Here is a 16,148-nt window from a genome sequence, read left to right as displayed (position 1 = left end):
GCGCCCGGCCCGGCGGACCGGCCGACGTGTGCTCATCGCGGTCGCTGCCGTGCTCGTCGTCGTGCTCGTGGCGGTGACCGTGCTCGTCGTCACGACCGTCCGCCGTCCGCTGCCGCAGACCGGTGGCGAGATCTCGCTCAGCGGGCTCGAGGCCGAGGTGACGGTGCTGCGCGACGCGCAGGGCGTCCCGCAGATCTACGCCGACACGCCCGAGGACCTCTTCCGTGCCCAGGGCTACGTCCAGGCGCAGGACCGCTTCTTCGAGATGGACTACCGCCGGCACGTCACGTCCGGACGCCTCACCGAGCTCGTCGGCGACAACCCGGACGCTCTCGCTGCCGACAAGGTCACGCGGACGTTCGGCTGGCGCGAGGTGGCCGAGCAGGAGTGGGACCTCATCGCCCCGGAGACGAAGGCCTACCTCCAGGCCTACGCCGAGGGCGTCAACGCCTACCTCGAGAACCGCAGCCCGAGCGAGATCGCCCTCGAGTACACGGTGCTCGGCCTGCAGGTCGACGTCGCGGACCCCGCGCCGTGGGACCCGATCGACTCGCTCGCGTGGCTCAAGGCCATGGCGTGGGACCTGCGCGGCAACTACGACGACGAGCTCGACCGGGCGCTCGCGTACGGCACGCTCCAGGACCCGGCGCGCGTCGCCGAGCTCTTCCCGGCGTACCCGTCGGACGTCAACGCACCCATCCTCCAGCCGGGCGAGCTCGAGAACCCGCAGCGCGTCTCCGCCGAGCTCTCGCCGGAGGTCGCGCAGACGTACTCGTCCGACGGGCTGCAGGCCGCGGTCGCGTCGGCGGACCGCGCCCTCGCCGCCGTCCCCGTGCTCATCGGGCGCGGCGAGGGCACCGGCTCGAACTCGTGGGTCGTGTCCGGCGAGCACACGGCCAGCGGACAGCCGATCCTCGCGAACGACCCGCACCTCGGCCTCTCCGCCCCCGGCATCTGGGCCCAGGTGGGACTGCACTGCACGACGGTCGGCCCGGACTGCGCGTTCGACGTCGCAGGCTTCTCGTTCGCCGGGTTCCCCGGCGTCGTCATCGGGCACAACGCCCAGCTCGCGTGGGGCCTGACCAACATGGGCGCGGACGTCACGGACTTCTTCGTCGAGCGGGTGCGCGACGACACGTACCTGCGCGGCGACACGTGGGAGCCGCTCGACATCCGCACCGAGACCCTCGAGGTCGCGGGCGGTGACGACGTCGAGCTCGAGATCCGCTCGACGGTCCACGGGCCGATCGTCTCGACCGTCATCCCCGCGACGGCGTCGGCCGAGGACACCCCCGCGCCGGACACGCAGCTGGGCGAGTACGCCGTCTCCCTCCAGTGGACCGCGCTCGAGCCCGGCCGCACCGCCGACGCGGTCTTCGCCTTCAACCTCGCCGCCGACGCCGAGGACATGCAGGCCGCCGCCGCGCTGTTCGAGGTGCCCGCGCAGAACATCGTCTTCGCCACCACGGACGGACACATCGGCTACCAGGCCCCCGGGAAGATCCCGGTCCGGCAGGTCGTCCCGGACTCCGCGGTGCCGTCCGACGGCACGTGGCCCCGCGACGGCTCCGACGCGCGCTACGACTGGCAGGGCTACGTCCCGAGCGACCAGATGCCGCGCGTCGTCGACCCCGCCGAGGGCTTCGTCGTGGCCGCCAACCAGGCCGTGCTGCCCGCCGGCCTCGAACCGTTCCTCACCACGGACTGGGACTACGGGTACCGCTCGCAGCGCATCCGCCAGCTCCTCGAGGAGGAGATCGCGGCCGGGCGGGCGATCGACGTCGACACCATGAACGACATCCAGGTCGACGACCGCAGCCCGTTCGCCGAGGCGCTCGTCCCGATCCTGCTCGACCAGGACATCGACGACGACTTCGCCGCCCAGGGCCAGGAGCTCCTCGCCGACTGGGACTACCGCACCGACACCGACTCCGCCGCCGCGGCGTACTTCGCCGCCGTGTGGCGCAACCTGCTCCAGCTGACGTTCTGGGACGAGCTGCCCGAGTCCGCACGACCGAGCGGCGGCAGCCGGTGGCTCGCCGTCGTGCAGCGGCTCGTCGAGAACCCCACCGACCCGTACTGGGACGACCGGCAGACCGTGAGCGTCGTCGAGACACGCGACGAGGTGCTCACCCAGGCCCTGATCTCCGCGCGCCTCGACCTCACCGTCGAGCAGAGCAAGGTCCCCACCGACTGGGCCTGGGGAAAGCTGCACCAGCTCGAGCTCGAGCACCCCGTCCTCGGCGGCCAGTCGATCCCGGCGCCCGTCCGCGACTACGTCAACCCGGACCCGGTGGGCATGCCGGGCGGGTCGTCCATCGTCAACGCGACGGCGTGGGACGCGGCGTCAGGCTCGTTCGAGGTGACCGCCGGGCCGTCCATGCGCATGGTCGTCGACCTCGACGACCTCGACCGCTCCACCTGGGTCACCGTGACCGGCACGTCCGGCCACCCGGCGTCGAAGCACTACGACGACCAGCTCGGCACGTGGGCCCGCGGCGAGACCTTCGCGTGGCCCTTCACGGTCGAGGCCGTCGCCGACGCCGGGACGGACGAGCTCATCCTCGTCCCGTAGCGTTCGGTCGGGGATGGGCCGGAAGCACGAAGCAGTACCGCGGTCCTTATGCCCGATGGCGCGTGGTCGCCCTGGGTGTCGGGGTGGGCGGGGGCGCCGCGTCTACCATCCGCCGCTCGTTCCTCGCGGCTCCCGCCAGACCCACCACGACGCGGCGCCCCCACCCACCCCTCCCGGCGTCGTCTCACCCTGGTGCGCGCTCACCGCGAGATAGAGCCCTGGTCGCCGACGTAGAGCTCTGGTTCGGCGAGGTAGAGCCCTGGTCAGACGACCACGGCTCTACCTCGGCAACCACGGCACGACCTCGCGGGACCGGGGTACTACCTCGCGACGCCACGCCGCGGCGAGCAGGACCGCCCTCGCCCCGCCGTCGGACGGCGACGTGCGCGATCGACCGCCACCGCACCGTCGCGCAGTGCCGGTCACGACCGACAACTGCCGGACGGTGACGGGCAGGACGAGCGGCGGGGTCGAGGTGTGTGCGAAGGGCGTAGAAGCGCGCGCGGGAACGCAAGCCGACAGGCAAGGGTGACGGCGCGCCAGCCCGAGCGCACACCTCGACCCCGCCGCGGACCCGACCCGAGGGACGCGACCTGAGAACGCGAACGCCAGGACACGAAGGCCGGGACGCGAGCGCGAGCCGACGGCGCGCACCGATGGCGAGGGCTCAGGGGAGCCAGCGCCAGCCGAGGGGCGTCGCGACGGCGTCGACGGTCTTGTCGTGCGGTTCGAGGGGGAGGGGGCGGTCGTCGGCGTCGTACACCTCCTCGGGGAAGACGACGGCGACGACCCGCGCGCCGGGGCGGATGTGCTCGAGGGCGCGGTCGTACCAGCCGCCACCCTGGCCGAGACGGACGCCGCGCGAGTCGACGGCGAGCGCGGGCGCGACGACGACGTCGGCGAGCGCGAGCGCTTCCGGGCCGAGGGGCGCGGTGCCGGGTTCGGGCGGGCGCCCGGGGGCGCGGACCTGCAGGTCCGCCGGGCCGCCGTACTCGGCCCAGTCGCGCTGCAGCCCGGCGCCCAGCACGGGAAGCAGCACGCGGACGCCGCGCGCGGCGAGCCGTTCGAGCATCTCTGCGGTGCCGGGCTCGGTGGGGCGTGCGGCGTAGGTCGCGACGCAGGTCGCCGCCGCGACGTCGGGGATCGTCTCGATCACGTCCGCGACGGCGACGGCCGCTTCCTTGCGGAGCCGTTCCGATCGGGACTGTCGGTTCGTCCGGATGGCCTTGCGGAGGATCTCCTTCGCGTCCTCGACCTCGATGCTTCCGTGCAGGGGGTAGGGCTGGTCCGGGCCACTCATGTCCCTATTGTCACCCGGGCGGTGCGCTGGGCCGTCCACCGCGCCGGGGATGTCCCGACCGCCGTGCTCGAGGACGGGGTTCCCTCGACGCTCCGGACGGACCTATGATCGGGAGCGTACTAGTACGGACTCCTGACAAAAGCGTTCGTCCGCTCGTGTCAGGGCCGGCCAGCGCCGACCAGTGAGGACGCCATGACCGCGCCGACGACCGTCCCGACGACCGCTCCGTCCCCCGCTCCGACGCGCCGCCCGCCCGGGGGACCGGCACCCCGGACGCCCAGCCCTTCCTCCGCCGCGTCGTCGGTCCGCGCCACGCGTGCGGCGGTGGTCCTGGCTGCCGGTCACGACGCCGCGTCGCGCGACCTGCTCACCCGGCCGCTCGGGGACGCGACCGTCGTCGAGCTCGCCGTCGCGACGGTGCGCAAGGTCGTGGACCCGGGTCGCATCGTCGTCGTGGTCTCGCCCGACGACCCGACGGTGCGTGAGCTGCTCGGGGAGGACGTGGTCTACGTCGAGCAAGGCGAGCCGCGGGGCACGGGGGACGCGGTCCTCGCGGCGCGCGGGGCCGTCGCGTCCGTCCTCGGGGCGGGCGCGGACGGCCCTGTCCTCGTCGCCTACGCGGACACGCCGCTGCTGCGTCCCGAGTCGCTCCTGGGTCTGCTCACGCGCCACACGCTGACGCGCGCCGACCTGTCGCTCCTGTCGGCGGTCGTCGACGAGCCGCAGCCCAGCTCGGGTCTCGTGGTGCGCGCCGACGGGGAGATCAGCGCGATCCTCGAGCCGGAGGACCGTGCGGGCACGCCGGTGGGGGAGCGACCCGAGGTCAACGTGGGCGCGTACGTCGCCTCCCCGGCCCTGCTCTTCCGGGAGCTCGAGGCCATGGCCGCGGGTGGTGAGCACCGGCTCACGGAGCTCGCGCGCCGCGTGATCGGTGCCGGTCGGAAAATCTCCTCGTACCGGATCTACGACACCGACGAGGTGCGCGGCATCAACACGCCCGACGAGCTGCAGGAGGCTGCGGACGTCGTCCTCAAGCGGCTGTTCGTGCCGACCAAGAACACCGACACGAAGATCGTGTTCGGGACCGGTGGCTGGCGGGCCGTCATCGGCGAGGGCTACACCCTCGCGAACGTGCGCCGGCTCTGCCAGGCCATCGCGAACGAGACGGTGCGCCGCGGGCTCGACGGCAAGGGCGTCGTGATCGGCGGCGACCGCCGGTTCCTGTCGCGCGAGTCCGCGATCGCCGCGGCGGAGGTCTTCGCGGGCAACAACATCGGGGTCACGCTCCTGCCCGACGACGTCCCCACGCCTCTCGTGACGTTCGCCGCCCCGTACCTCGGGGCGGCCTACGGGATCATCGTCACGTCGAGCCACAACCCGCCCGAGTGGAACGGCATGAAGGTGTTCCGCCAGGACGGGTCGCTGCCGCTGGACGACGAGACGGACCGCTACCAGGACGAGGCCAACGCGCTCTCCGTGGACGACGTCATCACGCTCGACATCGAGGTCGCGCGCCGCACGGGCGTCGTCATCGACCGCGCGCTCACCGACCCGTACGTGGACGCGATCGAGCAGATCATCGACGTCGACGCCGTGCGCGGGTCCGACCTGCAGGTGGTCGTCGACCCGATGTACGGGACGAGCCAGCTCACGCTCGGCACGATCCTGTCCGACATGCGCGTCCGCTCGGAGTTCATCCACGCGGCGCACAACCCGCTCTTCGGGGGTGTGGCGCCGGCGCCCGACCTGCAGCGCCTCAGCACGCTCGTGTCGATGATCCGCCAGGGCGACGGGCGTTACGACCTCGGCATGGCGACCGACGGCGACTCCGACCGCATCGGCATCGTCGACGAGACGGGCGAGTACATCTCGACGAACGACCTGCTCCTGCTCCTGTACTGGTACCTGCACGAGGTCCGCGGCGAGAAGGGTGGTGTCGTGCGCAACCTCGCGACGACGCACCTGCTCGACCGTCTCGCAGCCCACTTCGGCGAGGAGTCGCGCGAGGTCAAGGTCGGCTTCAAGCACGTCACCGCGGGGATGGAGGAGATCGGCGCGGTCCTCGGGGGCGAGTCGTCGGGCGGCCTGACGATCCGCGGCTGGATCCTCGGCAAGGACGGGATCTTCGCGTGCGCGCTCGTCGCGGAGATGCTCGCCCGGACCGGGAAGCGGATCTCGGAGCTGCGCGCGACGGTCTACGAGATCACCGGCCGCCTGTACACGCTCGAGGCAGGGGTTCCCGCGACGCCGGAGATGCGTGTCGAGGTCCCGCGCAGGCTCGCCGCCGAGCCGCTCACGCACGTCGGGCCGTACCCGGTCGTGTCCGTGTCCCACCTGGACGGCACGAAGATCCTCCTCGAGCACGACAACTGGGCGCTCCTGCGGTTCTCGGGTACCGAGCCCGTCCTGCGGATGTTCGTCGAGGCGGACTCGCCCGAGAAGGCCGGTGAGCTCCTCGACTGGCTCCGCGGCTTCGTCACCGCCGGCGTCTGAGCCGCACCCGGCGCGAGCCGGGCGCGCCGACCCCGGCGACCACGCGCCGTCGGGCACGCGCGACCACCCGACACATCGGACCACCCGAGCAGCACCCCCGGAGAGGAACCCCAGCAACGATGCGCTACGGCCGCTTCGACACCGCACGCGACGAGTACGTCGTCGAGCGCCCCGACGTCCCCGTCTCGTGGACGAACTACCTCGGCACGAAGGACCTGTGCACGGTCCTGTCGCACACGGGCGGCGGGTACTCGTACTACAAGAGCTCGCAGCAGGGTCGCATCACGCGCTTCCGCCCCAACGGCGTGCCGCTCGACCGCCCCGGCCACTACGTCTACGTGCGCGACGCCGACGACGGCGACTACTGGTCGGTGTCCTGGCAGCCGGTGGGCAAGCCGTTCGTCGGGCCGGACGAGGAGGTCGACGCCGCGGGCGGCGCCGGCCGGTGGACCACGCGGCACGGGCTCGGGTACTCGACCTTCCGCGCCGAGTACAAGGGCGTCGACGCCGAGCAGACCGTCTTCGTCCCGGTCGACGACGACGTCGAGGTGTGGGACGTGCGCCTGACGAACACGACGGACCGCGAGCGCCGCCTCACGGTCTCCGGCTACGTCGAGTTCAGCTTCCACACCATCACGATCGACAACCAGAACCTGCAGATGTCGCTGTACTCGTCGGGCTCCTCGTACGAGGACGGGATCGTCGAGTACGACTTCTACTACGAGCCGTGGACGTTCCACTGGTTCGCGTCGAGCGAGACCCCGTCGTCGTACGACTCGCTGCGCGACTCCTTCATCGGCCCGTACCGGAGCGAGGCGAACCCGATCGCGATCGAGCGCGGCCACGGGTCGGGCACGAGCGCCACGACGCAGAACCACTGCGGGGCGCTCCAGCACGAGATCGTGCTGCAGCCCGGCGAGACCAAGCGCCTCGTGTACCTGCTCGGGTACGGCTCGCGCGACGCGGCCGGCCGGGCGATGCAGGCGAAGTACGCGGACCTGGACGCCGACGTCCCGGCCGTCGACGCCGAGCGCGCACGCCTCGCCGCGTACTGGAAGGCGAAGCAGGACGCGCTCCGCATCCGCACGCCTCACGAGGGCATGAACACGATGATCAACACCTGGACGCTGCTCCAGGCGGAGACGTGCGTGCAGTGGTCGCGGTTCGCGTCGTTCGTCGAGGTCGGCGGTCGCGCGGGGCTCGGCTACCGCGACACCGCGCAGGACGTCCTGAGCGTCATCCACTCGAACCCGACGAAGACGCGACAGCGCATCGTCGAGCTCCTGCGGGCGCAGACACAGGCCGGGTACGGGCTGCACCTGTTCGACCCGAAGGCGTTCGACCCCGACGCCGAGAAGCTCCCCGACGTCCCGTCGCCGACCATCGTGCCCACCGTCGACCCGAAGGACCTCGTCCACGGTCTCGAGGACACGTGCTCGGACGACCACCTGTGGCTCGTGCCCTCGGTCGTGGAGTACGTCAAGGAGACGGGTGACCGCGCGTTCCTCGACCTGGAGATCCCGTTCGCGGAGGGGGCGCCGGCCACGGTGTACGAGCACCTCGTCCGGGCGCTGGAGTTCTCCGCCGAGCAGGTGGGCCAGAACGGTGTCGCGCTCGGCCTGCGCGCGGACTGGAACGACTGCCTCAACCTCGGCGGCGGCGAGACGTCGCTCGTGACGTTCCTGCACGCGTGGGCGATCGGCGCGTTCCTCGAGATCGCGGAGCCCCTCGCCGCCGCGGGCGACGAGCGCGCGGAGGCGGACGTCGTGCGGTTCACGGCGGAGCGCGAGCGCATCGCGAAGGTCGCCGACACGCAGCTCTGGGACGGGCGGTGGTGGATCCGTGGGTACACGCGCGACGGCGTGAAGATCGGCTCGGCCGAGAACGCCGAGGGCAAGATCTTCCTCGAGCACCAGGCGTGGCCCGTCATCGCGGGCATCACGACGCAGGAGCGCGGCGAGGCGTCGATGGACGCCGTGCGCGAGCTGCTCGGGTCCGAGTACGGGAGCCATCTCAACTGGCCGGCCTTCACCCAGGTCGACGACACGGTCGGGTTCGTCACGCGCGTCTACCCGGGCATCAAGGAGAACGCCGCGATCTTCTCCCACCCCAACGCGTGGCCGATCATCGCCGAGGCGCTGCTGGGCCGCGGCGACCGGGCCGTGGAGCTCTACGACGCGATCCTGCCCTACCACCAGAACGACAACATCGAGGTCCGCGGGGCCGAGCCGTACGCCTACGTGCAGTTCCTCTACGGGCGCGACCACGAGTGGTTCGGCAAGGCCCAGAACCCGTGGCTCACCGGCACGGCCGGGTGGATGTACACCGCCGTGACCAAGTACGTGCTGGGGGTGCGCCTCGCGCTCGACGGCCTCGTCGTCGACCCGTCGATCCCGCGCGACTGGGACGGGTTCGAGGTGCGGCGCGAGTGGCGCGGCGCCGTCTACGAGATCGAGGTGCGCAACCCCGACCACGTGTCGACGGGCGTGCGGGCCGTGACCGTCGACGGCGTCGACCACGACCCGACGCTCCCGGTCCCCGTGCAGCCCCCGGGCAACGAGGTGCGCGTCGTCGTCACGCTCGGCTGACCGCGCGGCGGTCGCGGGTGGTGACACCACCCGCGACCGTGGTACACCCTGTCAGCGAGGCCGGGTCGTCCGTGCTTCGGCACGCGCGAGGAAGGCCGAGGATGGACGCCGCACGAAGGACGCCACGATGACGGGGAAGACGGCACGCGCGTGGACCGTCACCAAGCCCTGGCCGGTCACGTTGCGCGAGGACACGCTCGACGGGTCCGTGGTGCTGCGCCCGCTGCGGCGGCGCGACGCCCACGACTGGATGACGCTGCGCGCCCGCAACGCCGGGTGGCTCGAGCAGTGGGAGGCGACGTCGCCCCGCCCGGGTCCCGGTGGCTCGCCCACGTTCGGGGAGTACGTCCGTGCGCTCGCCTCCCAGGCGCGCAACGGCTCGTCGCTGCCCTTCGCGGTCGAGTTCGACGGCGAGCTCGTCGGCCAGCTCACCGTCTCCTCCATCACCTACGGGTCCCTGTGCGGGGCGAGCGTGGGCTACTGGGTCAGCGAGCACGTCGCCGGGCGGGGGATCATCCCGACCGCCGTCGCCATGTCGGTCGACTACTGCTTCGCCGTGCTCGGCCTGCACCGCATCGAGATCAACATCCGGCCGGAGAACGGACCCAGCCTGCGCGTCGTCGAGAAGCTCGGCCTGCGCGACGAAGGTCTGCGCGAGCGGTTCCTTCACATCCAGGGCGCGTGGCGCGACCATCGCACGTTCGCGATCACGACGGAGGAGGTCCCGGAGGGGCTCCTCGCGCGCTGGCAGGCGACCCGCCGCGGCGACGGCTGAGGGGTCGCGGGCCACGCGGCGTCGGGCGGGTGCGCGATGCCGGGCGCCCGACACGCCGGAGCGCGTCCGGGCCGCGTGCGAGCGCCTCGCCTACCGTCGGAACGTGGAATCGGCCTCGGGGATCGTCGCGCTCGCGGTGGTCCTGCTGTGGCTGGGGTACTACGTGCCCCACCGCGTGCAGCACCGCCAGCAGCTGCTGGAGGCGCGCACGGAGGACCGGTTCTCGGGCGCGCTGCGCGTCCTGTCCGTCGCCGGGCGGGGCCTCGGGGCGCCCGAGCGGATCGTGCCGACGCTCGACGGGACGCTCGCCGTGACGGCGGGACCGTCGGGCGGGGGCAGGGCACTGCTCGGCGCGGCCCCGGGGAGCGCCCCGCGGTCGACGGCCGCCGCCGGGGCGACGGGCACGACGAGCACGGCAGGATCGGACCGGTCGGACGGTCGGACGCACGACGAGGTGGAGGACGCCATGGAGATCAGCGGCAGCGCGTCCCCCCGGGGGACGGTCCCGAGCGCGGGGCGGGCGTCGACGTCACGCCTCGCCCTCCTCGAGCGCCGCGCGGCCGCCGCGCGGCGCCGTCTCGCGCTCACCGTCGTCCTGCTGCTCGCGAGCGTCGCGGCGTGGGTCGTCGTCGGCCTGGGCCTCGTGGCGTGGTGGGCGGCCGTCGTCCCGACGGCGCTGCTCGCGGTGGTCCTCGTCCTCGGCCGTCGGGCCGTGCTGGCCGCCCAGCGGGCCGACGCCGCGTGGCTCGCCGAGCGTCGGGCGGAGGCCCGTGCCGCGCGCGGCACGGTCGCCGGCAGCCCTGCCGCCCCGCGCAACGTCCGTCCCCGGGTCACGGGCCGGGCCGTGCACGGGTCGCAGCTCAGCACGCAGATGATCCCGCGCGTCACGGCGAAGGACCTCGCGCGGGCGAGCGCGGCCGCTGCCGCCGACAGCGCCGCAGCCACGGTCGCGACGTCGGGCACGTCCGCGCGCGGGACGTCGCGCGCGGGCTCGGGCGCCCCGCGCACCGACGACGACCCCGCGGAGGACTCCTCGGCGCGCCCGGAGCGCGACGAGCCGCAGACCACCGCCACCGCTGACGCGGCCGAGGACCACGTCCCCTCGGGACGCGCCTGGGACCCGGTGCCCGTGCCGCGGCCGACCTACACGATGAAGCCCACGGCGCCTCGGCGCGAGCCGGCTCCGCTGGCCGAGGACGAGACGTCGCCTGCAGCGGCTCGACCCCCCGTGGTCCCGGCTCCGGCGGTGCCGATGCCCGAGCGGACCGCGGCGCCGGAGCGGGCGGAGGGCGACGCGCAGAAGCCGAAGACGGAGACGCTCGGGCTGGCGCTGGACGAGATCCTCGCGCGGCGCCGAGCGGCGGGGCAGTAGGCCGACGGTCGTCCATCGGCCGTGCGGCGGGTTCCCGGACGGCTGCCGCGCGGGTCCGCCGGTTTGCAGCACCACGGCACCGAGGTGTTAGTCTGTACACCGCTCGAGGGGCTATGGCGCAGTTGGTAGCGCGTCTCGTTCGCAATGAGAAGGTCGGGGGTTCGAATCCCCCTAGCTCCACCGGCTGAGGGCCGCTGACTTCCAGGTCAGCGGCCCTCGTGCTTTCCCGGGGAACCCTGGCGACGGGCGAGAACGTTGCGATGCCGCGGCAGCCCGGGCGAGCCTCTTCAGCACGGACTCCTAGGTCGGCGGAGCGATCATGATCGCCGTCGCGCGCTGCAGGTTCAACGCCCGGATCCTCCAGCCGTAGACCGCGACGGCGAGCGTCGTGGCGAGGTAGAGCGCCATCGCCTGCAGCACGTAGGCGGGGTAGTGGATGAGCCACAGGGGCTGGCTCGGATCGGTGAGGTGCTCAGGGTTGTCGGTCACGTACGGCACCGCGGAGCCGATCCAGTAGCCCGCGGCCTGACCCCCGGCGTACATCGCGATCCCGGCGAGAAGCGCGATCGTCGCGCTACGCCTCCTGTGTCGCCACACGACCGTCGTGGCACGCAGCGCGGTCTGCGGCTCCCAGGACCCGCGGACCGGAGCGAACCACGCAGCCATGAGAGGCGCGAACGCGAACGCCGCCGTGAGCAGGATCAGGAGAAGGCCCGTGCCGATGATGAGCAGCTGCTCGCTACCGGCACGGCTGCGCATGAGCTGTGGCACGAGCAGCAGAGCGAGGAGGGGGAGGCACCCGATCAGGCAGGCGAGCCAGGTGCGTGCGAAGGTTCTGAGGTTCACAGCACCAGGGTTGCCGATCCCGGACCCCTGCCGCCATCAGGGATGTCCCCGATCTCGCACGCTCCCTCGTGTCGGCGTGCCGACCGCGCCGCGGCGACAGCCGGGATCACGGTGCCATAGCCACGAGCGCATCTGAACATCTCCGGTCGACGGCCCGACGAGGGACGCGGCGCCTGCCGGCCTCCCGCGAGCGTCTGGTCGGACGAAAGAACCCGGGGCCACGACCACCGTGGTGGTCGCGGCCCCGGGTCCGGGATGTCGGGGTCAGGTCACGGGCAGGTGACGTTGACGCCCTCGTAGACCACCGTCTCGCCGGACGGGACGCCCGAGCAGGCGTCGTTGATGATCTGGATGCCCTCGTACGTGATCCACCCGAAGACGACGGTCCCGATGAGCACCAGGACGCCGACGATGATGCCGGCGATCGCCAGGCCGTTGCTGTAGCCGGCCTTCTTGGACTTGTTCAGCGCGATGATGCTCAGGATGATGCCGACGATCGACAGGCAGCCGAGGAACGACAGGACGAAGCCGACGATGCCCATCGTCTTGCCCGGGTTCTGCGCGGGTGCGGAGTAGCCCGGCGACGACTCGCCGTACTGCGGGGCCTGGGGTGCGCCGTACTGCGGCGCCTGCGGTGCGCCGTACTGCGGTGCTCCGCTCTGCGGCGTCGACGCCCCGTACTGCGGGGTGCCGCCCTGCTGCGGTCCGCCGAAGGACGGCGGTCCGGACGGGTTCGGCTCCTGCGGCTGCTGGGGCTGGTCGGGGGTGGACATGAAAGTCGCTCCTCGGTTCGTGGGCACGGCGCGGCCAGTATGCCCTGGTACGGCACGACGTCGCCAGGTCCGGGCCGCGTGTGTCACGGTCGGTTCTTCACCGGTCCGTCACGCGCCGGGTCGATCGGCCCCCGGGTGTACGCGATGATGGGGGCGTGAACCCACGGAAGGTCCGATTCGTCACGCTCGCCGCGTCTGCCACGTTCACGGTGGCGGTCCTCCCGGCGCTGTCCGGGTGCGCCGCGGAGCCTGCGGGAGCCGAGGGCGCGTCGTCCGGGCCGGCGCAGGTCGCCCGGGCGGCGGAGCCGGCGGACAGCGTGCTCGTGCTGGGTTCCGCCGATCCGGCGGAGCTCGCCCTCACGGCCAGCCAGACCTTCTTCGACGCGGCCCCGGTGGTGGTCCTCGCGGCGGCGGACGACGTGGCGGCCCAGGCGACCGCGGCGGCCGTCGCCGCACCGCTCACGGCGCCGGTCCTCCTCGTGGGGGGCGGGATCTCGGACGGCGGCGTCCGGACAGAGCTCGACCGCCTCGGGGCGGTCGCGGTCGTCGAGGTCGACGAGGACCCGGTGCCGCCGGGCGGTGCGAAGGACGGCGAGGACGGCGACGCCTCCGAGGCCGTGGACGGGCTCGACGACGTGACGACGGTGCGCCTCGACGTCGACGCCCTGACACCCGCCGGGGAGATCGATCCGCGCGACCTCGAGGAGCTGCGGGACGCGCTGCCTGCCCTGGGCGAGGCCGACGTGCTCACGGAGGTGCTGGTGCTCGCGCAGCCCGGGGAGGCGCAGGTCGCGGCCGTCGCCACCGCTCGTGCGGCCGGTGCGCTCCCCGTGGAGGTCACCGGTGGCGACCCGCGCGCCGACGCGTCCGTGGTGGAGACGATCTCCGAGGCGAAAGCGCTCGCCGTCGTCGGGATCGGCGCGGAGTTCGGCACCTCCCAGGAGCTCGGCTGGAGGGTGCGGTCCGCGGAGTCCGGGACCCTGCTGCCGTCGGGGACGCAGCTCGTGCTCGCCGGCGACACGCGGTACGTGGCGCTGGGCGCCGACGCCGTCACCACGCGGCTCGAGGCGGTCGACGCCGAGGACGCCGCCGAGGCGCTCGCGGACGCTCGCACGGCCGCGGACGCCTTCGCCGCCGGGGGCGGCACCTCGGCGGTCCCGGTCGTCGAGGTGCGGACGACCCGCTCGTCGTCGAGCGCCGGGGCGGACGGCGACTACTCGACCGAGGTCCCGGCGGACGAGCTGCGCCCGTTCGTCGACGCGGCCGCTGCCGCCGGCGTCCACGTCGTCCTCTCCTTCGAGCCGGGGCGCGCGACCTTCGACGAGCAGGTCGCGGAGTACGCCGACCTGCTCGCCCTCCCGGGGGTCGGGGTCGCGCTCGACGTCTCGGCGCGCCGGGGTGCGGTGCGGGCGGGGACCGTCGACGTCGCCGAGGTCGAGGCGGTGGCCGTCCGGCTGGGCGAGCTCGTGCGTTCCGGTGCCCTGCCGCAGAAGCTGCTCGTGGTGCAGACGCCGTCCGCGGACGCCGTGCGCGGCCTCGCGGACCTCGACGCCGGGGCGGGGGAGGTCGCGGTCGTCGTCCAGTCGATCGCCTCGGGCGGCTACGGGCGACGTGTCGACGCGTGGGGCGGCGTGGTGGCCGGCTCGCCGACGGGCGCGGTCCCCGGGTGGACGACCGGATCGTCCGACCCGGCTCTCGACGTCGCGGGCGTCCTGGCGCTCGAGCCCGCTCCGCGGTACGTCGCGGCGGCCCCGTAGGTCTGGTGCCGGGACGTCTTGGCCCGGCAGCGGAAGGCGGGTTACGGTGTGCTCCTCACAAATGCCGAATCGATTCGATCCGGCCGCCGTACGACCAGCCCACGACAACGAGGTTCCGATGGTCTCGCTCATCCCGCAGCCCCTGGACGTCCGCACCGGTGACGGGCACGTCTCCCTGACCGGCGTCGCCGTACGCACGCACGGCCTCGACGAGCACACGGCCGCAGGGCTCGAGGACCTCGTCGCCCGCGTCCTGCGGGCGGCGCTCCCCGCAGGCACCGAGCAGGCTCCCGTCGGTCCGCGCACCGACCTGCGCGTCGACCTCCGTGCGGACCCCGCGGCGGGACCCGACGGCTCCACGAGCGACGAGCGCTACTCGCTCGTCGTCGACGCCGACGGCGCGACGCTCTCCGCCCCGACCGCCGCCGGGCTGCTGCACGCGGCGCAGACCCTGCGCCAGCTCGTCGAGCCCGACCCGGCAGCCGGCGACGGCAGGCCGACCGCCCGGTTGCCGTTCGTCGTCGTGCACGACGCGCCGCGGTACCCGTGGCGCGGGCTGTCCGTGGACGTCGCGCGCCACTTCTCCGGCCCGGAGGCGCTGCGCGCCGTGGTCGACGTGCTGAGCGCGTACAAGCTGAACGTGCTGCACCTGCACCTCACCGACGACCAGGGCTGGCGCATCGAGTCGCCGTCCCGCCCCGAGCTCGCGAAGCTCTCGTCCGACGGCGACTGCTCGGGCGGGAAGGGCGGTCACCTGTCGCTCGCCGACTTCCGGGCTCTCCAGGACTACGCGGCGGAGCGCTTCGTGCGCGTCGTGCCGGAGATCGACGTGCCGGGGCACATCAACGCCGCGACCCACGTGTACGGGGACCTGCGGCCCGACGGCGTGCCCACCGAGGCGTACACCGGCATCGAGGTGGGCTTCTCGCGGCTCACGTTCGACCTCCCGGCGACGGAGCCCTTCCTGCGCGACGTCTTCACCGACCTGGCCCACGCGACCGACGGGGAGCACGTGCACTTCGGCGGCGACGAGGTGCTGACGATGGAGCCCGACGAGTACGCGCGGTTCGTCGAGCTGTGCGAGCGCATCATCCGCGAGACCGGCAAGACGCCCGTCGCGTGGCAGGAGGCGGCCAAGGCCCCGTTGCGGCCGGGGACGATCGTCCAGTACTGGGACACGCACAAGGCCGACCTGACCTACCTGGCCGACGCCGCGCGGGCCGGAGCGCGCGTCCTGCTGTCGCCGGCGAACAAGGTCTACCTCGACATGAAGTACACCGCGGACTTCCCGCTCGGGCAGGAGTGGGCCGGGCTCGTCGAGCTCCGTGACTCCTACGAGTGGGAGCCCGAGGACGTCGTCGAGGGACTGCCGCCGTCGTCGATCGAGGGCGTCGAGGGCGCGGTCTGGACGGAGCGGATCGTCACGACCGACGACCTGTTCACGATGCTCCTGCCGCGCCTGTCCGCGGTGGCCGAGGTCGCCTGGACGACGCCCGAGCGCAAGGACTGGGAGGACTTCCGCCGCCGCGTCGCCGTCGAGGCGAGCGCGTGGCGTCGCGACGGCCGCGCGTTCCACCCCACGCCGCAGGTGGACTGGTGAGCCGTCGTCCCGCGTGACGGACGACACCGCGGAGATCGCTCGCTGAGGTCGCGCGGCGCGCGGCGCGTT

10 protein-coding genes and 1 tRNA gene are annotated in these 16,148 nt (G+C 73.2%); 8 read left to right on the top strand and 3 right to left on the bottom strand.

Features of this window, described 5'->3' with window-relative positions; all coding sequences use genetic code 11:
* Positions 1–28 precede the first annotated feature (28 nt).
* A complete protein-coding gene (locus V5D56_RS19455; RefSeq protein WP_435739082.1) occupies positions 29–2,575 on the top strand; it encodes a penicillin acylase family protein in 2,547 nt (848 codons plus the stop codon).
* A gap of 667 nt (positions 2,576–3,242) precedes the next feature.
* Here V5D56_RS19455 and V5D56_RS19450 read toward each other — a convergent pair.
* A complete protein-coding gene (locus V5D56_RS19450; protein ID WP_435736910.1) occupies positions 3,243–3,875 on the bottom strand; it encodes a 5-formyltetrahydrofolate cyclo-ligase in 633 nt (210 codons plus the stop codon).
* 192 nt (positions 3,876–4,067) lie between these two features.
* Between V5D56_RS19450 and V5D56_RS19445 the strand changes: the two genes are divergently transcribed.
* The 5 genes from V5D56_RS19445 (at position 4,068) to V5D56_RS19425 (ending at position 11,283) form a co-directional block, all read left to right on the top strand.
* The gene (locus tag V5D56_RS19445; protein WP_435736909.1) at positions 4,068–6,368 is read left to right on the top strand and encodes an NTP transferase domain-containing protein; all 2,301 of its coding nucleotides are present in this window, start codon (positions 4,068–4,070) and stop codon (positions 6,366–6,368) included.
* 119 nt (positions 6,369–6,487) lie between these two features.
* Entirely contained in the window at positions 6,488–8,956 is a 2,469-nt protein-coding gene (locus V5D56_RS19440; RefSeq protein WP_435736908.1) for a GH36-type glycosyl hydrolase domain-containing protein, read from the top strand.
* Positions 8,957–9,083: 127 nt separating this feature from the next.
* A complete protein-coding gene (locus tag V5D56_RS19435) occupies positions 9,084–9,731 on the top strand; it encodes a GNAT family N-acetyltransferase (RefSeq protein ID WP_435736907.1) in 648 nt (215 codons plus the stop codon).
* A 103-nt stretch (positions 9,732–9,834) separates the two neighbouring features.
* Entirely contained in the window at positions 9,835–11,103 is a 1,269-nt protein-coding gene (locus V5D56_RS19430) for a hypothetical protein (protein ID WP_435736906.1), read from the top strand.
* Between the two features lie 107 nt (positions 11,104–11,210).
* Positions 11,211–11,283, top strand: a tRNA-Ala gene (locus V5D56_RS19425).
* A 120-nt stretch (positions 11,284–11,403) separates the two neighbouring features.
* On the opposite strand, the gene V5D56_RS19420 is transcribed toward V5D56_RS19425, so the two are convergent.
* Both V5D56_RS19420 and V5D56_RS19415 read right to left on the bottom strand, forming a co-directional pair.
* Positions 11,404–11,949: a hypothetical protein gene (locus tag V5D56_RS19420; RefSeq protein ID WP_435736905.1), complete on the bottom strand. Its 546-nt coding sequence runs from the start codon at positions 11,947–11,949 to the stop codon at positions 11,404–11,406.
* A gap of 269 nt (positions 11,950–12,218) precedes the next feature.
* Positions 12,219–12,722 carry a DUF4190 domain-containing protein gene (locus V5D56_RS19415; protein ID WP_435736904.1) on the bottom strand — a complete coding sequence of 168 codons (504 nt, stop codon included), beginning with the start codon at positions 12,720–12,722 and terminating at the stop codon, positions 12,219–12,221.
* A gap of 155 nt (positions 12,723–12,877) precedes the next feature.
* Between V5D56_RS19415 and V5D56_RS19410 the strand changes: the two genes are divergently transcribed.
* Entirely contained in the window at positions 12,878–14,479 is a 1,602-nt protein-coding gene (locus V5D56_RS19410; protein WP_435736903.1) for a hypothetical protein, read from the top strand.
* A 118-nt stretch (positions 14,480–14,597) separates the two neighbouring features.
* Positions 14,598–16,079 carry a family 20 glycosylhydrolase gene (locus V5D56_RS19405; protein ID WP_435736902.1) on the top strand — a complete coding sequence of 494 codons (1,482 nt, stop codon included), beginning with the start codon at positions 14,598–14,600 and terminating at the stop codon, positions 16,077–16,079.
* Positions 16,080–16,148 lie beyond the last annotated feature (69 nt).

The organism is Cellulosimicrobium sp. PMB13, assembly GCF_051294865.1.
Classification (GTDB): Bacteria; Actinomycetota; Actinomycetes; order Actinomycetales; family Cellulomonadaceae; genus Cellulosimicrobium.
Note: the sequence above shows the minus strand (reverse complement) of the source record. Positions and strands in the feature narration are given on the sequence as shown.